Below are 20,562 nucleotides of genomic sequence, written 5' to 3'. Positions count from 1 at the left end.
TTTTACTAAATTTTAGCTTATTTTACGGCTCTTGCGATACAATACGCCAAATTTAATAAAGGATCAAATTTGAAACTAATCAGCTGGAACGTAAACGGACTGCGCGCGGTCGCGGCAAAAGACGGTTTTGCTTGGCTAGAGCAACAAAAGCCCGATTTTTTGGGCCTTCAGGAGATCAAGGTGCGCGAGAGCGACGTGCCTGCGGAGATTTACAAGCTCGGATTTAACGAAATCAGCGTAAATTCGGCAGCTCGCGCTGGGTACTCGGGCGTGATGAGCCTAGCTAAATTTAGCTCCGTTACGCAAAAAGCGGCGTTTTTTGACGACGACGAGGGACGGGTTTTGGAGCATAGATTCGGCAACGTCGTGCTTTTTAACATCTACTTTCCAAACGGCCAAAAAGACGACGCGCGCCTAGCCTACAAGATGGATTTTTACGCTAAATTTCTAGCCTACATCCAGGAGCTCGTAAAACAGGGCAAAGACGTGATATTTTGCGGCGACGTAAACACCGCTCACCGCGAGATCGACCTCAAAAACCCAAAAGCAAACGCCAAAACCTCGGGCTTTTTGCCTATCGAACGCGCGTGGCTGGACGAGGTCGTCGCACGCGGCTTTATCGACACCTTTCGGCAGGTGCGCGGCGATGCAGCGGACGCGTATTCGTGGTGGAGCTACCGCTTTAACGCCCGCGCCAAAAACGTCGGCTGGAGGATCGATTATTTTTTCATTTCGGCAAGCCTCAAAGACCGCCTAAAAGACGCGTTTATCCTGAGCGATATCACGGGCTCCGATCACTGCCCCGTCGGTATCGAGATCGATCTGGACAGGCTTTGCTAAAAGAAATCTTGCTTTATTTTGCGGCGGCATTTTTTGAGATTTTGGGCTGCTTTAGCTTTTGGGCGTATTTTAGGCTGGGCAAAAGCGCGCTGTTTTTGGGGCTCGGTGGGGCGTCGCTCGCGGCGTTTGCTTATATTTTGACGCGTGTAAATTTAGACTTCGCCGGACGCGCTTACTGCGTTTACGGCGGTATATACATCGTCTCGTCGCTGCTTTGGCTGCATTTTGTAGAAAAGCAAGCCTTTACCAAATGGGACTTAATCGGCGGCGCGATTTGCCTACTGGGTGCTTGCGTGGTGCTTTACGGCGGCGGGGGTTAAATTTGAGCTAAATTTACGCTTTTACGGCGGGTGATTTTGGGTCAAATTTGACTCGTCGCGCGATTTGCCAAATTTAAGTCCGAATTTTGCACCCGCTTTTTAAAAACCAAACGCTTAAATTTAAGCCGCGATATATGCGTATATAATTATAATATCTAACGAAAAAAGCGACAAATAGGCGAGCCAAAAGGCTTTTACGTAATCAAATTTAAAGGAAAAAATGACAAACAAAACTATATTATCGGCTATTTTAGCAGGAGCTACCGTTTTAACCCTAAGCGGTTGCTTTGATTCGGGAGCTAGCGGAAGCAAGGCCGCCAAAGTAGATAAGCCTAGCGGAAAGATAGCAAAAAGCCTAAAAGAGGTTTGCGATAACCCAAATACTAAATACGACGCTTTGGTAGCGGATCTAAAAGTAAAAATGCTTGAAGTAGATGATAAAGCAGATAAATGGGTCTTCTTTTACGACCAAGATAGCCAAGATTTTAAGATTGCAGGAATGACTACGACAACAAATCACCAAATTCAACACCTGGTTATTCCACAAACAAAATTTTCAAACGTTCATTTAGAGATGCAAGAACCTATATGTGAAATCGAATCAAACCCAGATAAAGAAAAAATATTGCAAGATAAATATATAACGCACAAAGAAGCGGCAGAATATGAAAAAGTAATTCAAGTAAGAAAAATAATAAACATAAAAGAAATATAGATCATATAAATATAGGAAATTTATGCAAGAAAAACGGCGCTTAGCGCGAGGCGCCGTCAAATTTGACTCAAAAACCCGTGATCTAAAAGGTGCGTGATTAAAATTTTAAATCCAAGTCCGATGAGGATCGCGCCGCCTAAAATCAGCGCCTTTTGCTCCAAAAACTCTCCAGCAAATTTGCCGACGTAAAACGCAGCGACGCTAAGCGCGAAGCAAACTATCCCGATAACAGCGGCGCTAAAGTAGATGTCTGCGGCCGTAAAGCTCAGCGTCACGCCCACGGCTAGCGCGTCAATACTGGTCGCAAACCCGCCTGAGAGCAGCATCTTCGTATCAAGGCTCACAGCTTCACAGGGCTCGTTTCTACAGGCTTCGCGGATCATCTTTGCGCCCAAAAAGCCCAAAATCGCAAACGCGATAAAATGATCGATCTGCGCGATAAATCTAGCAAACGCAGCACCCAAAAAATAGCCCGCAAGCGGCATCGCCGCCTGAAAAAATCCAAAAACAAACGCGATAAATAAAATCTTTGATAGTGCGAGATTGCGGTATTTTGCGCCGTTTGCGATGCTAAGAGCAGCCGCGTCCATAGCAAGCGCGATAGAGAGAAGTAAAAGCTCCATTTCATCCTTTCAAAAAGGCTAATTTTAACTCAAAATTTGCCTCTTGCGGTTAATCTCGCTCAAATTTGCGGCTAAATTTGACGTCTGAAATTTAGAGCCAAACAGACGAGCGCGCCGTATAAATTTGCACTTAAATTTAGCCCTTAAATCCAGGCTCAAATTTGCGATTTAAATTTTGCAAATTTAAGCCGCCGTGCCGTAAAAATGCGGGTAAATTCGCTCTAAAAAGGCCAAATTTACCCGTTTAAAAGCTGAAATTTAATATCATAACCGCCGAATTTTACTTTAAGGAAAAAACGATGAAGAAAAGTTTGATCTTATGCGCTATTTTGCTCGCAGCTTCGGCGCACGCAGCAGGCTGGCAGGACGCGCTAAATAAAGAAACGCTAAATCAAGGCGCGCAGATACTGGGCGCGGCAAACTCGGGCGACTACAAAAGCGCGGTCAGCTCGGCTCTAAACGCCGCCGTTAAGGAGCTATCAAACGGAGGATTTTTAAAAAACGCAACGGCTAAAATCCCGCTGCCAAAGAGCCTGGAAACGGCGGCAAATTTGGCTAAAAAAGTGGGCGGCCAAAAGTGGGCTAACGAGATGGTAACCTCGATAAATAACGCTGCAAGCGCGGCTGTGCCGGGGGCTGCAGACGTATTTTCGGGCGTGATAAAAAATATGAGCGACGCGGACGTGAAAAAGGTGCTAGAAGGCGGCAAGGACAGCTTTACGAAGTTTTTGCAACAAAACTCGAGCCAGAAACTGCAAGCCGTATTTAAGCCGATCATCACCAAAATGATGAGCGATAATACCTTTGCCACCGCGTATAACGGGCTAAATTCGTTCGTCGCTGGTAGCGCGCTGGCAAAATCAGATACCGCAAAACAGCTAAAAGGCATCGCAACTAGCATGGGCGCGGGCGAATACATCCCGCAGGAAAACGAGGATCTAAATGGCTACATCACGCGCAAGACGCTAGATGGGCTATTTAACGTTATGAGCGAGAAGGAAAGCTCGCTACGAGGCGGCGCCGTGGAGCAGGGCACGAAAATCCTGCAGGGAATTTTCAAGTAAAATAAGGGAGAATAGTGAAAAATAGTTTGGAATTTCGCGCCGACGTAGGCATGATTTTTGTTGCGATAGTCTTTGGTTTGGGCTATCTGCCTACCTCGCTAGCGCTTGCTACTAACGGCGTTTTTGGCGTTTTGTTTTGGAGATTTTTGCTGGCGGCGATCATAGCCGGCGCGATATTTTATAAAAAGCTAAAAGACGTAAGCGCGCCTGATATAAAATCTGGCGTGATCTTGGGTCTGTTTTTGTTTACGGGATTTGTCAGTCAGACTTTCGCGTTTAAGTACGCCGATACCTCGTCCGTGGCCTTTATCATCGGGCTAAACGTGGCTTTGGTGCCTTTTATCGCGGCGGGTCTTTTTAGGCATAAAATTTACTCCTACGCGTATGCGGGCGTGGCGTTTGCGGTGGCGGGGCTTTATATGATAGGCGATACGAAGGTCGGTTTTGGCCTGGGCGAGATTTTGGCTCTGGTTTGTGCGTGCGCCTACTCTTTTCACATCGTTCTCACCAACCGCTTGGTGCAAAAATGCAACCTCGTAAATATGGTTTATTTTGAAATTTTGACCCTAATCGCGCTTTGTTTTGTAGCTATTTTGGTTTTTGAGGACGCTAAAATCGCTCCCGTCGTGGACAGGGCGTTTATCATAGCGATGCTAGTCGTGGGCGTGCTGGGTACGGCGTTTGCGTTTTTTGCGCAGGCCTTGATGCAAAAATTTACCACGCCCGTTAAAACGGCGATATTTTTCACTCTCGAGCCCGTAACCGCCGGAGCGATGGGCTATTTCGTCGGCGCGGAGGACATCAGCGCATATAGGCTTTGCGGCGCGGCACTTATCTTGGTCGGAGTTTTGATCAGCGAGATAGGCAGCTACCTGCGCGCTAAAAAGGAAAATTTAGCCTAAATTTCGGCGGGTTTTGCTTGGCGTTTTGCTCAAGGCGCCGACCCGCCGTAAGATCAAATTTATCAAATCGCCGCCAAATTTACTCTCGCGGCGATTTTCTTTCTTAAATTTATCGCCATTTTTGCCAGCTAGCAAGAGCGCGGCGACTCTCAAATTTGACGCGATAAAGCCCGAATTTAGAGAAATTGCGTTAAATTTGCCCCTTAAATTTAGCTAAAGAAATCAGATGAAAAAATCAACCGAATTTAAGGCCGACCTCGCGCTGTTCGTGATCGCAGTGGTTTGGGGCGTGACGTTTTTGCCGATGGCGCAGACGCTAAAGACAAACGGCGTTTTTACGCTTTTGTTTTGGCGATTTTTGATTGCGGCCGCGCTGATGGCGCTAATAAGCCTCAAATTTACTCGAAAAATCGACCGCAATTCGCTAAGACTCGGCACATTTTTAGGCGCGCTTTTATTTGCGGCCTTTACGCTTCAGACCTTTGCCCTCAAGTACGCCCCAAGCTCCACCGTCGCCTTTATCACGGGACTAAATGCTGTCTTTACGCCATTTATCACGCTTGCGTTTTTCGGACAAAAGGTCGTCGTTTACGCATTTATCGGCGCGTTTTTATCGGCAGCGGGGCTTTATTTTCTAACTGGCAGCGAGCTGGGTTTTGGCGCGGGTGAGGCGCTTAGCGTCGTTTGCGCGCTTGGCTTTGCGCTACATATCATTTTCACGGGCGTTTTGGTGCGCAGGTGCGAGCTATACTGGATGGTGAGCGCGCAGTTTACGGCCGTCGCGGCGCTTTGTTTTGTTGCGGCACAGATTTTCGAGCCACGCGGCGTCGTGCCCGTTTTAGACGAGGCGTTTTTCGTCGCGGTTGCGGTGACGTCGGTGTTTGCGACAGTTTTGGCGTTTTTTGTACAAACCGCGGCGCAGCGCTACACGACGCCCGTTAAAACCTCGCTCATCTTTACATTTGAGCCCGTGAGCGCGGGGATCGTGGGGTATTTTTTCGGCGGCGAGATATTAAGCGGCATGCAGATAGCAGGAGCCGGACTCATACTCTTTGGCATCGTCGTTAGCGAGGTGGGCAGCTACTATAAAAACAAAAGATCGCGAGTAGCCGGCTCGTAAGGGCGGCTAAATTTGACAAATCTAATCAAAGGAGCGAAAATGACGAAAGATCAGTGCTGCGTCCTAAAGCATTTGACGGCGGGCGAAACGGGTGGCTTTGAAAAAGCGGGCGAGCTGGGCGACGGCGAGTTTTTAGACTTGCTTATCGGGAAAGGGCTTATTTGGATGCTTGACTGGGCCGGCGAAGACAGCACGGGTGACGTGGGTAAATTTATCCGATCTAGGCTTGATGAGCTACAAAGCAGCGTGACGATAGAGTGTGATAAAATTTACGCAAGGCTCGAAAAAGAGGCAAAAAAAGATGGTTTTGAGCGCGGCGACGCGAGCCTATTTTTGATGAACGAGTTTCAAAAGGCGCTCAAAAAGAGCGATTTTAGGCTATTTACTTTGGATCTGCATAACGACGCTTATTGCCTACTCATAGCACACAAGGACGCCGAAAAAGACTTTAAGAAAATGGCAAAGCGCGAGGAGCTGTTTTGGGATATCGCACCGTGGGGCAAGCGTCGCAAAAGACAGATCCTTTACGTCATAAACTGCAAGTGCGGCGAAATGTCCGTATGGCAACTAGATGAGGACGAGTCATCGCCCAGGGATGAGGTTTGCGAAGTATGCGGGCGTGTGCTTTTCGATGCCGACGGTAACGCTAAGCAGCCTTTGGAGAAGGAATTTATCTGATTTGGCTTTGCTTGGTCAAATTTGCCCGTATATGCTAGCGACTGCAAATTTGACATCAAATTTAAGCCGCAGATCGCGAGTCAAATTTCATCAAATTTAACCCAAAACGCCGAATCTACCGCCTTTTTACCGCGGTAAATATAAAAAAGCAAACCGAAGCGATGAGGATAATGCTAGCGCCGCTAGTGAGATTCGCCTCAAAGCTCAGCCACAGCCCGCTCACGCAAAACGCGGCCGAGATGAGCGCGGCGTTTAGCATCATCGTGCCCAGGCGGCTCGAGACCGCACCCGCGATATAGGGCGGGATCGTGAGCAGCGCGATAACCAGGATGAGTCCGACCGCGCGTATCGTCATCACGACGCTTAGCGCCATCATGCACGTTAGCGCGTAGTATAGCAGCGTCGTGCGCACCCCACGCAGCCGCGCAAACTCCGTGTCAAAGCTAAGCGCCTCAAACTGGCGGTAAAATAGCGCGACTGACGCTAGTATGACGCAGTTTGCGACCGCCATGAAAACAAGATCGCCCTGCGGCACGGCCAAAATCGAACCAAAAAGATAGCTCATTAGATCGACATTGTAGCCGGGCGCCAGGTCGGTGAGAATGATGCCAAACGCCATGCCAAACGCCCACAGCGCGCCGATAACGGAGTCCATCTTACTTTTGTCTTTGAGCGTGATCGTGGCGATGAGTAGCGCCAAAAACAGCGAAAACAGACTCGCTCCAAGCAGCGGCTCGAGCGAAAAATAAAACGCGATGCCAAGCCCGCCGTATGCGCCGTGAGCGATGCCACCCGCGATGAAAACCATGCGGTTTATGACCGTAAGTGTGCCGATCACGCCGCAAGCGATGCTAACGAGGATGCCCGCCAGCAGGGCGTTTTGCATGAAATTTAAGCTAAGAGCTTCTAGCATTTGTTTCCTTTTTTATTTTTTTCGGCGCTTTTTGATGTTATTCGCCGAGACCCGCATCTTTAAGGTGCTAAATTTGAATTAGTCAAATTTAGTTAGATTCTTTTCGTAAAAAACAACCATCTAAGGTTGTTTTTTACTTTGTTGTAAAGGGGTTGGGGGCTTAAATTGCGAAGTCGCTCCCCACCCCCTTTAATCCCCCTCTCCCTACGACGCTTTTAATGTGGCGACACTGCTTTGCTACCGCAAAGCGTCGCAGGTTTTAAATTTACATTTTCAAGGTGCGGGTTTCGGCAACTCAAATTTGAATGCAAAAAGTTAAGGCGAAGTATTTTGAGATGGATTTGAATGTTGTGAAGCAAAAATGAGCAAGGCTAACCAAATAGGTTGCCGCAGCGATATTTTTGCAAACTCATTCAAAGACGCTCAAAAGACAAGCCGCAAATTACTTAGTGCTTTCCGCAGCCGCACTCTTTCAACGCCACCTCCACATCGCAAAAATGCCTATGATCTCTCGCCAAATGCTCGATAAAATCCTGCTTGGAACCGTGCGAGATCTCGTGCATGAAAAGATCGTGATTGACGTAGGCGACCTTGGTGGCAAAATTTAGCGTCAAATTTACGTCATGGCTGATGAGCACGACGCCAGTGCCTTCAGCATTGATCTGTTTTAGCAGCTTATAGACGTCGGCTTGACCCTTCGTGTCGATGCTGGCGGTGGGTTCGTCTAGCATCAAAATTTTAGCCTTCGCGCAAAGCGCACGCGCGATATAGACGCGTTGGCGCTGTCCTCCGCTTAGCTCGCCGATCTTTCGCCGCGTAAATTCGCCCATCCCGACGCGCTCGAGCGCCGCTTCGGCCTCTGTCTTGTCGTCCTTTCCGTAAAATCCAAATAGCTTTTTATCTATCCGCCCCATCAAAACGACCTCGAGCACGCGCATCGGGAAGCTTTGATTTATCGGGATATTTTGCGGGACGTAGCCCACGGCCTTGCTCACGCTAGCGGGTTCCTGACCGAACACCTCGATCGTCCCACCGCTTGGCTTGTTTAGGCCTAGCATTAGCTTTAAAAGCGTGCTTTTACCGCCGCCGTTTGGGCCTATGACGGCTAGAAAATCCTTGCAGTCGTATTCTAAATTTATGCCCTCAAACACGAGGTTCTCATCGTAACCGAAGCTCAAATTTCGCACCGAAATGTCGCTCATAAAACGCTCACCTTACCCGAAATATAAAACATAAAAACGCCAAGCCCAAGCATCACAAAAAGCGCGGCAAACTCGCAGCAAGTCCGCAGCGCGCGAAATCTCACTGCGCCCTTTAGCTTAAAGCCGCAAACGGCCGCCAGAAATATCACCGCACCCATCCCAATCCCCATAAACAGGCCGCTAGCAAGCCCCGCCGCGTAGCTGTTTAGGCTAAATGCTAGCACGAAAACCAGCAGTGTGCCAGGACACGGCACGAGCGAGCCAGCTAGTACCACCAGCCACTCGCTAGCTGTTTTTGGCGCCTCGTTAGAGGCCCTACAGGCTGCGCAGCCGCACTCGCTTTCGTGGGCGATAGGGCTAAATTTGACGGAATTTGCGCTCAAATTTGGCACGGAGTTTAAATTTGAACCAAAAACTTTACTCGCCCCATTTGCGCCTTTTTCGCCCGAGACAGGCGCGGCGGCAAAGCTAAATTTAGGCTTTAGCGCCGTTTTTTTAATCTTAGCATAGATCATATAAAGGCTCACACAAACGATCGTTACGGCCGAGATTTTCGTCATCGCGCCCGCTATGTCGCTGACCTTGTCCGTCAAAAACGCGTTTAAAAAAACGTAGCTAAAAAGTACGAGCAAAAACGCTCCCGTAACGTGCGCGAATCCGACCTTCATCGCAAAAACCAGCGCGCGCGAGTAGCTGCCGCCGTTTGCGACGAAGTAGCTAGCCGTTAGCATCTTTGCATGCCCAGGGCCAGCTGCGTGCAAAAATCCGTAAAAAAAGCTGACCGCGGCTAGCAAGGCGAAATTTAGCGCGTTTAGCTCGGCGCTGTTTATCTTGATGAGCTCTTTTAAGCGCTCTAAAAACTGAAGGCTCATACCCGAAACGGAGTCAAATTTCGCCCTATCCTCGGCGTCTATTTGTTCTAAATTTTGCTTATTTTTTGGCTTAACCAGCGAGCTAAGCTCGGGCTTTGCAGGCTCTATTTTAGGCGCTTTTGAGGTCATCTCAAAAAATGCCGTACTCAAATTTACGTTTGGCACGAGATAAATTTTATCCGTGAGTGCGTAGGGCTGGGGCGAGCTTATTTTAAAGTTAAAAAATCCCTCGTGGTCAAAAACCTCGACCGTGACGACGCGGCCGTCCTTGACCGCTAAATTTAGCTCTAAAATATACTCGAAATTTAGCCTGCCCCCATCCAGATAAACCCGCTGCGAGAGCGTTTTGGTATGCAGGTTTACGGTCTCGCCCGCGCCGTCGTAGTAACCCACGCTAGTTAGATATCCGCGCGGCACGATGTAGTCGAGCAGGGATTTTTGCACCTTCCACGCTTCGTTTTTGCTAAGCGCTTTGTCGGCATTTTCGTCGTAGCTTTGTAGCGTTAGTTCGGTGAAATTTTCAGAAAACGTCCATGTTACGACGGCTGTTTTTATCATGTCGCCTTGCAGGTTAAATTTAATGTCGGCATGCGCGGTCGGAGTGTAAAGCGAGCACAGAGCGCAGGCGTGCGCAAAGCTAAAAAAGGACGCAAAAAGCGCGAAAATAGCGAGTATGCGTCCAAATTTCATTTATAGGCTCTTTGCGAAAATTTGCGCCGTTTTGCGTAGCTCGGCATCCCAATCAAGCGGCAGCTGATCGATCTCTACGACGCTAGCACCGCTTTCTTTAGCGATGGTTTGCGCAGCTTTTTTAGAAAACTGCGGAGCGACGAAAATGACCTTCACGCCGTGCTCTTTGGCTTCCTCGATGAGCTCTTTTAGCTCGGCCGGTTTTGGTTCTTTGCCATCTACTTCGATCGCGATTTGCTCCAGATCGTAGCGCTTAGCAAAGTAGCCCCAAGACGGGTGATATACGATAAATTCGCGGTTTTTGACATTTGCTAGAGTGTTTTTGATAAAGCCGTCAAGCTCGTCGAGCTTAGCTTCAAATTTAGCCAAATTCGCCTCGAAAAGAGCCTTGTTCTCAGGATATTTTTCGCTTAGCGCGGCGGCGATATTTTTAGCTTGGATTTTTACCAAGACGGGATCTAGCCAGATGTGCGGGTCAAATTCGCCGTGGTGATGCTCGTGGTCATGGTGGTCATGACCTGCATGCTCGTGTTTGTGATCGTGGTGAGCGTGTTCGTGCTTGGCGTCATGGTGATGATCGTGGTCCGCGTGCTCGTGGTGACCTTCAAATTTGATCTTTTCCACACCCTCATCGGTTTTTACGATTTTGAGATTTGGATAGGATTTTTGAAATTTAGGCAGCCAAGCCTCCTCAAACTCGATCCCGATAGCAAAATAAAGGTCGCTTTTTTCAAGCGCGGTCATCTGTTTTGGCTTTGGTTCGTACGTGTGCGGATCGGCTCCTTTGCCTACCATTACGTTTACCTCGACCGCGTCGCCTGCGATTTGCTTGACGAAATAATGCTGCGGCAAAATACTGACGCTAACTTGCCCTTTGGCGTATAACGCGACTAAGCCCAAACATAAAAACGCGAAAATTTTTCTCATTTTTATCCTTTCCGTGTTAAAATTTGGGCGAAATTATATCAAAAGCAACTTAGTTGCAAATTAATTTTTCTCAAGGTATAATACCCTAAAATTCTTAACGCGGAGGAAAAATATGGGCGAAAATTTGGAAGAAAAAGCCGGTTTTGAGGAGCTTTTAACGAAAAATGATATCAAAATCACTCCGCTTAGACTTGAGATTTTGCACATTTTACACGCCGCCGCCGCACCGCTTAGTTATGATGAAATTTTAGCGCAAATCGACGCGAACAAAACCACGTTTTACCGCTGTATGGACCTTTTTGAAGCTAAGGGCATCGTGCTAAAAAGCGAAAATAACCGCAAAAATTTCTACGAGCTTGAAAGCGGGGCAAAGGCGTATTTCGTCTGCGACGTCTGCCACAAGATGACAAACATCGACATGCCTCGTCTAAAACAAAATCACGTCAAAAGCGTCGTGGTTAAGGGTGTTTGCGACGAGTGCTTTTAAATTTTTCGCTTAAATTTGACGGCAAATTTTGCAGCTTAAATCCGCTTGCCGAGCAAATTTTGTCGCAAATTTTATAAAAATACGATCTACTAAATTTAAAGCGGCCGCTTAGTCAAATTTAAAAACTCAAATTTGACGCGGGCTCTATAAAACTAATCCTCGTAAAGCTTTGCAATCTCTGGCGGTATCGCGATCGGACGACCGCGCGCAAGATCAAAAAACACGTAAGTCGTCACCGCGCTAGCGACAGATACGCCATCTTTGCTAAACTCGTAAAAACGCTTCGAGCAGCTTCTTTTTTCAGGCTGCGTCCAGGTTTTCACGCGCACTTTATCGCCCAAAAACAGCTGCCCCAGATAGTCTATCTCGTGCCTGCGCACCATCCACGTGCGGTTTTGCGCGAGATTTGTCTCGATGAGGTCGCCAACGGCGTTTGAGTGCGCGTTGGCCGCTTCTTGCATCCAGATGACGTAGTGAGCGTTGTTTGCATGATGATTCACGTCGATGGCGTCCTCGCCCACTGTAAATTCGTAATAAAAAATTTTCATTTTCGCTCCTAAAAACGCTAAAATTGTAGCAAAAATTTAAAGGCAAACAAAATGAAAGAGATGTGGGACAAAAAGGCGGCGAGCTATCCGCGATTTACGGGCGAACCTAGCGTTTTTCATAGAGGGCTTTACGCTAAGATCGCCGAGTTTGGCATCAAATTTGAGGGCAAAAGTGTCGTGGATATAGGCTGTGGCACGGGCGTGCATACGCTGTTTTTGGCGCAAATTTGCCGCGAGATAACGGGTATGGATATCTCGGGCGAGATGCTAAAAGTCATGGTTGAAGACGCGGCCAAATTTAATATTTCAAATTTAACCGCCGTTCAAAGCGATTTTAAAAACTTTAATCCAAACTGCGTTTACGACGTGGCTTTCAGTACAATGAGCCCCGCGATCGCGGACGAGGAGGATTTTGTCAAATTTATAAATTTGGGCGAAAAAAGGGTCTATCTTTGGTGGAACAAACCGCGTTATTCAAGCGTTTTGGAGCTTTTTTACGAGGGCTCGCAGAGAGGGTGCTTTAAAGAAAAGGCAAATTTTTTCGAAGAGTACTTGCGCCGCGAAAATATCGCTTTTAACTCCTGCGTGCTTGAAGAGTTTCGCGAGCAAAAACGCACGCTTGAAGAGATGACGCAAAACGCACTTTGGCATTTACAAATCGCAAATTTTACGCACGATGAAAACGTGGTCAGATCGCGGCTACAGAGCATCGCGCAGGACGGCTTGGTTACGGAAAAAATCGTCTCTTCAATGAAGCTTTTAGTTTTTTAAGATATAATCGCGATATTTATTTAAAATTTAAAAAGGATTTTAGTTGTCGCGAGCGTTTTTGCAGATATTTTCGTGCGTTTTATACTTCTTTTGCATTCAAACTTTCGCCGCTTCGCACGTTTTATCTCCGGTCGCTCAGCCGAAATTTGACGAACAAAAAGCCAGACTAGGCAAGGAGCTATTTTTCGACGCCTCGCTAAGCCCGAGCGGAACGCTATCTTGCGAGAAATGCCACAACCTTTACTGGGACTTAAGCGGTACTAGCAAAAAAAACGTAAAAATCTCCGCCGACGAGGAGATTAGCCCGCCAACTGCGCTAAACTCGGCGTTAAATTTTATCTTTTTTAAAAACGGCGAAGTTAAGGATCTAGCGGGGCAGGTTAGACAGAGCTTGACCGATAAAAATCAGCTTGCTAGCGAGCCGAAATTTCTAGTCCAAAAGGTAAATCAAAACTCCGTTTATAGGAATAAATTTGAAGAGCTTTATGAGGATGGGGTAAGCTTTGAAAGTATCGTCGATGCGCTGGTAAATTTTGAAAAAGCCCTCGTCACGCCAAATGCCAAATTTGATAAATTTATCAGCGGAGACGAGAGCGTTTTTGACGAAGAGGAAAAGCGCGGATTTGAGTTTTTTAAAACAATCGGTTGCATAAACTGCCACAGCGGCGCAAATATGGGCGCAAATCTCTACTACGAGTTAAAATTTGACGCAGACGGCAACAAAACCGGCCGCTACAAAGTACCCAGCCTTCGAAATATCGAAAAAACCGCGCCGTATCTTTATAGCGGCGAGCTAGCCGATCTAAAAGAGGCGCTAAAAATAATCGCTAAAATGCGCATAAACTACGATCTAAGCGACGAGCAGACGCACGCGCTTTATAAATTCTTGCTGACTTTAAGCGGCGAAAAACCGGAAATTTTAAAATGAAACACAAGATAATCTTTCATAAAATTTTATTTTTTACTATCGTTTGTATCGTATTTTTTGGAACCGTGATGACCCATAAGGCCACCAAGGACCTAGTAACCGCCTATGAGTGGAAAGGCACGATAGAAAGCGCAATGGAAGCTAACGACGAGGCGAATTTCTTGCTCGAAAAAAGCCTTCTAGAGGCCGACTACGACGCGATCATGCGCCATACGGCGGAGTTTCAAAAGGCTCTAAAAAAGCTTGATTCAAGTAACCTGATCTCCTTTGAAAAGCTAGCGTTAAACGAAAAAACTTTTAGCGAGCTAGAGGAAGCGGTTGAAAAAAGAGTCGAGCTAACGGATAAATTTAACTCCGTGACGATAATGGCAAAGCTCGTTTATAACGAAATAATCTTAAAATTCGAGGCTTTAGACGGGCTGTATTTTAACGAGCTGATGCCGCAAATTTTGATGTTTAGATACGACTTAAACACTGATCTAGCGGCACCCAAAAAGCTTTTAAACGAGTATTTAAAGAACCCAAAACTAACTAAAAACGACGTAGGATTTTTATCGAGCACACAAAAACTGATCGGCCACTACGAGCAGGCGCAAAAGCTTTACCGCGATATAATTTCGCTTGAAATTTACAATAAACTATCCGACCTCAAAGAAAGTAGCGAGCGCTACATACAAAACGTCTTATCGAATTTACGTAGGACGATGGCGCTAGTGTTTGTGTTGTTTGGGCTTGCGTCGATATTTGTTTATATTTCTTATGCTAGAGCTAGAAACAACATCAGGCTACTAAACCGTTTCGAGCAAGCCGTCGATAATAGCTTTAACGCCATAACCTTTACCGACCTAGATAGAAAGGTCAAATACGTAAATAAAATTTTCGAGCAAAATTTCGGTTATAAATTTGAGGAGCTAAAAGATCAAAATATAAACATCATAAAGTCCCATCAGCACTCAAACGAATTTTATCAAGATATGCTAAAAACGATAGAATCGGATCAAATTTGGCGAGCCGACGAGCTGGTGAGTAAAACAAAAAGCGGCGAACTCATATACGAGCAGGTTATTTTCTCTCCGCTTTTTAACGAAAGCGGCGACAAAGACGGCTATATGTCGATCAAATTTGATAAAACCAAAGAGATCGCGATGACAAAAGAGCTCGAAAACAAAAACAAAGAGCTGCAAAACGAAGCGCTAAAAGACAAGCTAACGGGGCTTGGCAGTTATTTTGCTCTGACGCAAAGGATGGAGCAGGGCTCAGGCGGCATGGTCATCTATATAAACATCAACAACTTTATGGATTTTCGGTTTTTTTACAAAACAAAGACCGTGGACGCCATCATCGCTTCATTTGCGACGACGCTTCAGCTTTGTATCGATACTTATAAAATTGATGCGAACATTTATAGAGTGCAGTTTGACGAGTTTTGTATCTGGTACGGCGGTGACGATGCAGAGCGTGTAGTGCGTAAATTTATCGATTATTTTAAGGCAAATAATCTCTATATCACGGTTGAGGGAACAAGAGAGTTTATCCCAAATATCAAAATAACCATCGGCGTTAGCATGCCTCAAGACACTCCGCAAACAAACCGCCTAACTCAAGCCATGCTGGCTCACCACGAAGCTAAGCAAAACGGCGAAACGGTGCAGTTCTACACCGAAAACAGCCACATCGAGCAGCAGTACTACCACAACCAAATCATGTCGCGCACCATCGAAAACGCGCTATATAACGATACCGTGATCGTCGAGTGTCAGCCGATCTACGACGTATCTGGTGAAACGGCGCGGGTCAAATACTACGAAGTGCTCGTGCGCCTCATCGACGAAAACGGCAAGATCCGCTATCCGGGCGAGTTTTTGGACATAGCAAAGAAAATTTCGCTTTATAACGATATCACGAAAAAGGTCATCGAGCACGTATTTAGGCTAGTTGAGAAGTTTACGAATACAAGCTTTTCTATGAACCTTTCTAGCAGCGATATCGCAAACGAAAGCATAAGGGATCTCATCGAGAAAAAGCTACGCGTCTGCTCAAGGCCTGAGCACGTGTATTTTGAGATATTAGAGAGCGAGGGCGTGGATGATTATAAGATCGTAAATGACTTCATCAACAAGATCCGCGCCTACGACTGCAAAATTTCGATCGATGATTTCGGTAGCGGCTACTCAAACTACTACCGCATCCTAGAGCTTGATATCGACACGATCAAGATCGATGGCTCGATCATCAAAAAGCTCCCGTACGACAAAAACGCGCGCTATCTGCTGCAAACTATCATCGACTTTGCCGGAAGACAGGGCTACAACGTCGTGGCGGAGTTTGTTAGCTCAGAGGAGATCCTCGCCGAGATAAAGAAATTTGGCATCAAATACGCGCAAGGGTTTTTGCTGGGCAAGCCGACCTCGCCGAGCAATATCGAGGAGTAAAACGCGCGGTGGCTTTGAGCCGTTAAATTTAGCTCGTCTTAGTCAAATTTGCCCGCTCAAATTTGACTAATCCTGTATCCAGACCGCCAAAAATCCGAGCAAAAATATAACCAAAAATAATCCCGCCTGAAAATAGAAATTCTTTTTTAAATTTTCGTTTATCAGAGCGCAAAGCTCGGAAATAAAGATGTATAGCTCGCTCACGCATATCCTTTGGCCTCAAATTTTACGTCAAATTTGCTACTACTGCCTAGTCAAATTTGAGCGAGGCGACGAAAAGCCGCTCAAATTTGGATTGGATTATAAATTTGAGCTTGGCTCGTCTTTAAATTTCCTTCTAACAAAAACAGCGCAAACTACAAACGAAACTGCCGTCAAAGCGTAAAAGATATAGCTAAAAATAGGATTTGCGCGGGTCTCGCCCTCTTTTAGCTTTTTAACCGAAACGGCGTTTCTAAACATATCAAACATCGCGATGCGCCAGCCGTAGTATTTGATCTGTGCCCTGCCTTCGCCCACTAGGCTTTGCGCGGCGGCTTGGACGTCGGCGGAGTTAAATTTAAAATAAAGCGGCAAGCCCCAGCCCGTGTCTTCGTTGCGATACGGCATTACTTTAGTACCGTTAATCTCGCGCGTGTAGATAAAATAAACATCGCGCGTCGGGCCATCGGCCGGATTTTGCGCATCGATAAAGCCGTCTTTGTCCATGCGCTTGACCTCACCGCCCGTAATGATCGCCTCGTCGTAGTGGGGAAAAGCGTAGTTTATCGCCGTAAATACCAAGGCATGCAGAGCAAACAGAAAACTAATGATGAAAATTTGAAGGTATTTTTTAAATTTTTGCATTTTCGTCCTTTGGGACGAATTTTACAAGATAGAAGTTTAGAAGAAGCTAAGCCCCTAAAACAGGGGCTTAGGCGGATTAGGCTTTGGCCTTGCAGCCGCAGCTCCCCGCGATAAATTTAAGAATCTGGATAAAGAAGCAAACGCCACCGATGATGAAGATCGTATCGCCGATCATCCTTAGCCAGCGTAAATTTTGCAAGTGATCCATTTGCAAGAACTCCGCGCTTCTAGCGTACCACATGCCGACATCTATCGCAGCGACCGCCTGATAAAGACCGATCGGAAGCAGCGACGCTACGATCATCAGCATTAGTCCCGCATTTAGTGACCAAAAGCCTACTTTCATCAGCTTGTCGTTAAACTCTTGCCCTTTGAAAAGGTAAAGCGCCACGAGCCAAACAAAACCTAGCGCCAAAAATCCGTAAACGCCAAACAGCGCCGCGTGTCCGTGCACCGAAGTGGTGTTTAGACCCTGGATGTAGAACAAAAATAGCGGCGGGTTGATAAGGAAGCCAAATACGCCCGCACCCAGCATATTCCAAAACGCCACCGCTATAAAGCAGTAAAGTGGCCATTTGAGATTTTTCGCCCAGCTTTGCGCGAACTGAAGCGAATACTGATGAAACGCCTCGGCTCCAAGAAGCACCAAAGGCACGACCTCAAGCGCGGAAAAGCTAGCGCCCACAGCCATGATCGGAGTGGTCGTTCCCGCAAAATAAAGGTGGTGGAAAGTGCCAGGGATACCGCCAATCAAAAACAAGCTAGCGCTTGCCAAGGTCGAATAGGTCGCGAATTTTTTGCCAACTAAGCCTAAAGATGCGAACACGAACGCAAGCGAAGCGGTCGCAAATACCTCGAAAAAGCCCTCGACCCAAAGGTGAACGACCCACCAGCGCCAGTATTCCATCACCGGCAGCGGGCTTCTTTGACCGTAAAATAGCCCCGCGCCGTAGAAAAGTCCCACCGCGATAGCAGAAGCCGTAAAGATAGCTAGCAGGTTTTTATCGCCGTCAGCCTTAAATCCGCCGACAAATCCACGAAGCACAAGCGCCATCCAGATAACAAGACCGACAAACAAAATAAGCTGCCAAACTCTGCCAAGCTCGATATACTCGTATCCTTGGTGACCAAGCCAAAAGCTCAGGCTAGTATCCATCTTGCCCGCTATCGCCATGTATTCGCCGATAAAGCTGCCCACGACTAGGAAAAGTAGTGCGTAAAATAGCAAATCAACGCCTAGTTTTTGAAATTTAGGATCCTTGCCGCCGTTGATGATAGGCGCTAGGAAAAGTCCGGCTGCCAAAAAGCCCGTCGCGATCCAGAAAATGCTCGCCTGGATGTGCCAAGTGCGCGCCAAAGAGTACGGGATGTACTGGGATAAATTTATGCCGTAAAACTCCTGCCCCTCGACTGTGTAGTGCGCCACGAAGCCGCCTATCATGATCTGGAAAACAAAAAGAGCTAGCGCTACAAAAAGGTATTTGCCAAGCGCCTTTTGAGACGGGGTCAAATTTAGCCTTGAGAGCGGATCGGCGTCGATAGGAGCGAGTTTCTCGTGATCTTTTTCTCCGTAGAAATTTGAAAACCAAACCAGTAAGCCAACGCCCGCAACCAAAATCGTAACGCTGATAATCGTCCAAAATACGTTTTCTTTCGTCGGAACGTTGTCGATTAGCGGCTCGTGCGGCCAGTTGTTCGTGTACGTAGCCTCGCTATTTGGGCGATTCGTCGCCGTAGCCCAGGTCGCCCAGAAGAAGAAATCATTTAGCTGCTCGCGGTTTTCCTCTTTGGCTAACGTGTTGTTTTTCATCGCGTAGTTTTCGCGTAGTTTTTGGTATTTCGGATCGTTGCCAAAAAGCCCGTTATACTCGTCGCGTACTACCTTTGCTGCGGCGATCCTCTCGTCGCTGATCGTTATAACGCCGTTTTTTAGCGTATTCGTGCGATATTCGCTCTTTGTTAGAGCCTTGATGTTGGCTTGTTGCTCGGCGCTTAGAGCGTCAAATTTGGCTCCGTAAAGCTGATTTGCCTTTATATCCATAAACGCGACTAGCTCTTTATGTAGCCAATCAGCCGTCCAGTCAGGCGCTTGATACGCTCCGTGTCCCCACACCGAGCCCACCTGCATACCGCCGATGCTTTGCCAGGCCTCTTGGCCTTTATAAATTTGCTCTTGCTCGACTATTATTTTGCCGTTTTTATCGGCAAAACTCACTACCGGCGGCGCTTCGCGATAAACCTCTACGCCGTAATAGCCCAGTATCCCGAAGGCGATAGTAACGACTGCTACCAGCGCCCACCAATACTTCTTGTATTCACGCATACTTTGTCTCCTTTTGAAAAATTCGTATAAAGTTTATCCAAAATAAATTTGCACAAAAATGATGTATATCAATAAAAGGATAAAATCTGTCCTTAAAATATTGCTTATTTTAAAAATGTATAATTACGAAAATATATTTTGGGGGATTTTATGCTTAAATTCGAGATTGTTTATAAATTTTGCCTCATTTGCACGCTGATTTTGGGGCTTAGTTTGCTCGCGTTTTCGGGGGTAAATTTCGCGCTCGGAGAGTATGGCGAATTTTGGATGGGCGCACATAAATTTGCGGGCTTTTTGGTTGCGCTTGCAGCCGTTTTACACGTGATAAATCGCAAGAAAAAGCTCATCAAACTCGCAAATGAATTTACAGACGTCGTCACTCGTCGCAAAAATCCTAGCATGTGCAACATGGACCGCATCATCGCCTCGCTCGAGCCCTATACGATCGCTGAAATCTCGCAAAAACTAGGCTTTGATGAGGCCGAGTTTTGCCGCACATTACGCGAAAACGGCGTCAAATTTAATGGAGCAAATCAAACCTTGCGCCAAATTTCTTTTTTAAACGACGAAAAGATATTTTTCGTGCTAGTTCTCATCGTCGAGGCAAAATTTGGCAAAAGATTTTGCGGCGAACTCAAATTTAAAGGCGCTAAATTTAATGGCGGCATAAAAGCAGCGTGAGCTCGGCGCAAGCGACACGGAGGCTAAATTCATATTTTTGAAAGGGCTCAAATTTTAAAAATAACCGCAATTTTAATCATAACTTTTAACGTTTTACTTTTTGGCGGGATTATTTGGACGATATTTTGGCGAAATCCTAGCAAGCTTAGCCCGCGTCAGCTCGCTGCAATAGGCGAATCAAGCGCGATAAAAAGACTTTCCGTACGGCCATTTTTACTTTGGTTGGAGCGGTTTTTCATCTCGCGTGAAAGCCTTTGGTTTGATCAAAATTACATCTATGTTTTTAGAGGGCAGGAACTCGCGTCTAGGTATAAATTTGAGCAAATTACAGCGCTTGAGAGTACGAAAATATGGATAAATAGCGCTAGAATTTGGCGGATTTGTTTTGCGGACGAGTTTGAGAAAGACGGCACGAGCGAGTATAAATTTGCGCCAGCGGCTTCGATTTTTACTCCAAATTTTAAAGAGTTCTTGCAAATTTTGCACGAGAAAAATAAGGATACGATCAAAACGAAACCGAGATTTTGGGAGACGGTTTAGCGTTAAATTTGTGCACTGATAAAACCACCCAAATTTGGCCTTTAAGATTTGGTTTTTTACTTAAGCGATATAAATTCGGATCAAATTAAATGAAAGCAAATCAAGCTAGCGAGCGGCCATAAACCGCTCGCTATTTAAAA

At 46.5% G+C, this 20,562-nt stretch carries 23 protein-coding genes; 13 read left to right on the top strand and 10 right to left on the bottom strand.

The annotated features are described in order from the left end of the window. Positions 1-69 precede the first annotated feature (69 nt). From Q0394_RS02010 to Q0394_RS02000, 3 genes are all read left to right on the top strand, one after another. On the top strand, positions 70-840 hold the full coding sequence (locus tag Q0394_RS02010; RefSeq protein WP_298945327.1) for an exodeoxyribonuclease III: 771 nt from the start codon (positions 70-72) through the stop codon (positions 838-840). Continuing rightward, the gene (locus Q0394_RS02005; RefSeq protein ID WP_298945325.1) at positions 834-1,160 is read left to right on the top strand and encodes a YnfA family protein; all 327 of its coding nucleotides are present in this window, start codon (positions 834-836) and stop codon (positions 1,158-1,160) included. Before Q0394_RS02010 ends, Q0394_RS02005 begins: the two co-directional genes overlap by 7 nt. 220 nt (positions 1,161-1,380) lie before the next feature. Then, complete coding sequence (locus Q0394_RS02000; protein WP_298945324.1) at positions 1,381-1,875, top strand: hypothetical protein; 495 nt, start codon at positions 1,381-1,383, stop codon at positions 1,873-1,875. 56 nt (positions 1,876-1,931) lie between these two features. Here the strand turns inward: Q0394_RS02000 and Q0394_RS01995 are convergent, their stop codons facing one another. Next, the gene (locus Q0394_RS01995) at positions 1,932-2,498 is read right to left on the bottom strand and encodes a manganese efflux pump MntP family protein (RefSeq protein ID WP_298945322.1); all 567 of its coding nucleotides are present in this window, start codon (positions 2,496-2,498) and stop codon (positions 1,932-1,934) included. Between the two features lie 299 nt (positions 2,499-2,797). Here Q0394_RS01995 and Q0394_RS01990 point away from each other — a divergent pair, with 299 nt between their 5' ends. Both Q0394_RS01990 and Q0394_RS01985 read left to right on the top strand, forming a co-directional pair. Beyond that, a complete protein-coding gene (locus Q0394_RS01990; RefSeq protein ID WP_298945321.1) occupies positions 2,798-3,562 on the top strand; it encodes a DUF4197 domain-containing protein in 765 nt (254 codons plus the stop codon). Between the two features lie 14 nt (positions 3,563-3,576). Then, the gene (locus Q0394_RS01985) at positions 3,577-4,464 is read left to right on the top strand and encodes a DMT family transporter (RefSeq protein ID WP_298945320.1); all 888 of its coding nucleotides are present in this window, start codon (positions 3,577-3,579) and stop codon (positions 4,462-4,464) included. On the opposite strand, the gene Q0394_RS01980 is transcribed toward Q0394_RS01985, so the two are convergent. Then, the gene (locus tag Q0394_RS01980) at positions 4,456-4,617 is read right to left on the bottom strand and encodes a hypothetical protein (protein WP_298945319.1); all 162 of its coding nucleotides are present in this window, start codon (positions 4,615-4,617) and stop codon (positions 4,456-4,458) included. The two genes, Q0394_RS01985 and Q0394_RS01980, sit on opposite strands and share 9 nt — an antisense overlap. 73 nt (positions 4,618-4,690) lie before the next feature. Between Q0394_RS01980 and Q0394_RS01975 the strand changes: the two genes are divergently transcribed. Then, entirely contained in the window at positions 4,691-5,584 is an 894-nt protein-coding gene (locus Q0394_RS01975; protein ID WP_298945317.1) for a DMT family transporter, read from the top strand. A gap of 39 nt (positions 5,585-5,623) precedes the next feature. After that, positions 5,624-6,262 (top strand): hypothetical protein, encoded by a 639-nt coding sequence (locus Q0394_RS01970; RefSeq protein WP_298945315.1) that lies wholly within the window; start codon positions 5,624-5,626, stop codon positions 6,260-6,262. Positions 6,263-6,377: 115 nt separating this feature from the next. Here Q0394_RS01970 and Q0394_RS01965 read toward each other — a convergent pair whose 3' ends face one another. The 4 genes from Q0394_RS01965 to Q0394_RS01950 form a co-directional block, all read right to left on the bottom strand. After that, positions 6,378-7,175: a metal ABC transporter permease gene (locus tag Q0394_RS01965; RefSeq protein ID WP_298792466.1), complete on the bottom strand. Its 798-nt coding sequence runs from the start codon at positions 7,173-7,175 to the stop codon at positions 6,378-6,380. 446 nt (positions 7,176-7,621) lie between these two features. Next, positions 7,622-8,377, bottom strand: coding sequence for an ABC transporter ATP-binding protein (locus tag Q0394_RS01960; protein ID WP_298945312.1), 756 nt, complete (start codon positions 8,375-8,377; stop codon positions 7,622-7,624). Next, positions 8,374-9,939: a DUF1007 family protein gene (locus tag Q0394_RS01955; protein ID WP_298792470.1), complete on the bottom strand. Its 1,566-nt coding sequence runs from the start codon at positions 9,937-9,939 to the stop codon at positions 8,374-8,376. The genes Q0394_RS01960 and Q0394_RS01955 overlap by 4 nt, the downstream gene beginning before the upstream one ends. Beyond that, the gene (locus tag Q0394_RS01950; protein ID WP_298945310.1) at positions 9,940-10,866 is read right to left on the bottom strand and encodes a zinc ABC transporter substrate-binding protein; all 927 of its coding nucleotides are present in this window, start codon (positions 10,864-10,866) and stop codon (positions 9,940-9,942) included. 112 nt (positions 10,867-10,978) lie between these two features. On the opposite strand from Q0394_RS01950, the gene Q0394_RS01945 reads away from it, so the two are divergent. Then, complete coding sequence (locus tag Q0394_RS01945; protein WP_002951633.1) at positions 10,979-11,353, top strand: transcriptional repressor; 375 nt, start codon at positions 10,979-10,981, stop codon at positions 11,351-11,353. Between the two features lie 152 nt (positions 11,354-11,505). Here the strand turns inward: Q0394_RS01945 and Q0394_RS01940 are convergent, their stop codons facing one another. Further along, positions 11,506-11,901 (bottom strand): thioesterase family protein, encoded by a 396-nt coding sequence (locus Q0394_RS01940; protein WP_002951634.1) that lies wholly within the window; start codon positions 11,899-11,901, stop codon positions 11,506-11,508. A 51-nt stretch (positions 11,902-11,952) separates the two neighbouring features. On the opposite strand from Q0394_RS01940, the gene Q0394_RS01935 reads away from it, so the two are divergent. The 3 genes from Q0394_RS01935 to Q0394_RS01925 are packed head-to-tail and all read left to right on the top strand — an operon-like array spanning position 11,953 to position 16,032. Continuing rightward, positions 11,953-12,672 (top strand): class I SAM-dependent methyltransferase, encoded by a 720-nt coding sequence (locus Q0394_RS01935; protein WP_298945308.1) that lies wholly within the window; start codon positions 11,953-11,955, stop codon positions 12,670-12,672. A 43-nt stretch (positions 12,673-12,715) separates the two neighbouring features. Then, complete coding sequence (locus Q0394_RS01930; protein ID WP_298945306.1) at positions 12,716-13,600, top strand: cytochrome c peroxidase; 885 nt, start codon at positions 12,716-12,718, stop codon at positions 13,598-13,600. Beyond that, on the top strand, positions 13,597-16,032 hold the full coding sequence (locus Q0394_RS01925; protein WP_298945303.1) for a GGDEF domain-containing phosphodiesterase: 2,436 nt from the start codon (positions 13,597-13,599) through the stop codon (positions 16,030-16,032). The genes Q0394_RS01930 and Q0394_RS01925 overlap by 4 nt, the downstream gene beginning before the upstream one ends. A 66-nt stretch (positions 16,033-16,098) precedes the next feature. On the opposite strand, the gene Q0394_RS01920 is transcribed toward Q0394_RS01925, so the two are convergent. The 3 genes from Q0394_RS01920 to Q0394_RS01910 all read right to left on the bottom strand — a co-directional run bounded on the left by Q0394_RS01920 (position 16,099) and on the right by Q0394_RS01910 (position 19,201). Further along, positions 16,099-16,236, bottom strand: a complete 138-nt coding sequence (locus Q0394_RS01920; RefSeq protein ID WP_002949443.1) for a hypothetical protein — start codon at positions 16,234-16,236, stop codon at positions 16,099-16,101. Between the two features lie 96 nt (positions 16,237-16,332). Next, a complete protein-coding gene (locus Q0394_RS01915; protein WP_298945301.1) occupies positions 16,333-16,878 on the bottom strand; it encodes a DUF1523 family protein in 546 nt (181 codons plus the stop codon). 76 nt (positions 16,879-16,954) lie between these two features. After that, on the bottom strand, positions 16,955-19,201 hold the full coding sequence (locus Q0394_RS01910) for a nitric-oxide reductase large subunit (RefSeq protein WP_298945299.1): 2,247 nt from the start codon (positions 19,199-19,201) through the stop codon (positions 16,955-16,957). A 150-nt stretch (positions 19,202-19,351) separates the two neighbouring features. Here Q0394_RS01910 and Q0394_RS01905 point away from each other — a divergent pair, with 150 nt between their 5' ends. Further along, a complete protein-coding gene (locus tag Q0394_RS01905; RefSeq protein WP_298945297.1) occupies positions 19,352-19,882 on the top strand; it encodes a chemotaxis protein in 531 nt (176 codons plus the stop codon). Between the two features lie 222 nt (positions 19,883-20,104). Continuing rightward, positions 20,105-20,422 carry a hypothetical protein gene (locus Q0394_RS01900; RefSeq protein WP_002949437.1) on the top strand — a complete coding sequence of 106 codons (318 nt, stop codon included), beginning with the start codon at positions 20,105-20,107 and terminating at the stop codon, positions 20,420-20,422. The last annotated feature ends 140 nt before the right edge of the window (positions 20,423-20,562 follow it).

Source organism: uncultured Campylobacter sp. (assembly GCF_938039205.1).
Lineage (GTDB): Bacteria > Campylobacterota > Campylobacteria > Campylobacterales > Campylobacteraceae > Campylobacter_A.
This window is presented reverse-complemented; position numbering and strand designations above follow the sequence as displayed.

Excerpts from the sequence above, each read along its gene's own strand:
- Q0394_RS01945 (WP_002951633.1), top strand. The coding sequence starts at position 10,979 with ATGGGCGAAAATTTGGAAGAAAAAGCCGGTTTTGAGGAGCTTTTAACG.
- Q0394_RS01995 (WP_298945322.1), bottom strand. The coding sequence starts at position 2,498 with ATGGAGCTTTTACTTCTCTCTATCGCGCTTGCTATGGACGCGGCTGCT.
- Q0394_RS01905 (WP_298945297.1), top strand. The coding sequence starts at position 19,352 with ATGCTTAAATTCGAGATTGTTTATAAATTTTGCCTCATTTGCACGCTG.
- Q0394_RS01910 (WP_298945299.1), bottom strand. The coding sequence starts at position 19,201 with ATGCGTGAATACAAGAAGTATTGGTGGGCGCTGGTAGCAGTCGTTACT.
- Q0394_RS01955 (WP_298792470.1), bottom strand. The coding sequence starts at position 9,939 with ATGAAATTTGGACGCATACTCGCTATTTTCGCGCTTTTTGCGTCCTTT.
- Q0394_RS01990 (WP_298945321.1), top strand. The coding sequence starts at position 2,798 with ATGAAGAAAAGTTTGATCTTATGCGCTATTTTGCTCGCAGCTTCGGCG.
- Q0394_RS01935 (WP_298945308.1), top strand. The coding sequence starts at position 11,953 with ATGAAAGAGATGTGGGACAAAAAGGCGGCGAGCTATCCGCGATTTACG.
- Q0394_RS01950 (WP_298945310.1), bottom strand. The coding sequence starts at position 10,866 with ATGAGAAAAATTTTCGCGTTTTTATGTTTGGGCTTAGTCGCGTTATAC.
- Q0394_RS01940 (WP_002951634.1), bottom strand. The coding sequence starts at position 11,901 with ATGAAAATTTTTTATTACGAATTTACAGTGGGCGAGGACGCCATCGAC.
- Q0394_RS01960 (WP_298945312.1), bottom strand. The coding sequence starts at position 8,377 with ATGAGCGACATTTCGGTGCGAAATTTGAGCTTCGGTTACGATGAGAAC.
- Q0394_RS01915 (WP_298945301.1), bottom strand. The coding sequence starts at position 16,878 with ATGCAAAAATTTAAAAAATACCTTCAAATTTTCATCATTAGTTTTCTG.
- Q0394_RS01925 (WP_298945303.1), top strand. The coding sequence starts at position 13,597 with ATGAAACACAAGATAATCTTTCATAAAATTTTATTTTTTACTATCGTT.
- Q0394_RS01965 (WP_298792466.1), bottom strand. The coding sequence starts at position 7,175 with ATGCTAGAAGCTCTTAGCTTAAATTTCATGCAAAACGCCCTGCTGGCG.
- Q0394_RS01970 (WP_298945315.1), top strand. The coding sequence starts at position 5,624 with ATGACGAAAGATCAGTGCTGCGTCCTAAAGCATTTGACGGCGGGCGAA.
- Q0394_RS02000 (WP_298945324.1), top strand. The coding sequence starts at position 1,381 with ATGACAAACAAAACTATATTATCGGCTATTTTAGCAGGAGCTACCGTT.
- Q0394_RS01975 (WP_298945317.1), top strand. The coding sequence starts at position 4,691 with ATGAAAAAATCAACCGAATTTAAGGCCGACCTCGCGCTGTTCGTGATC.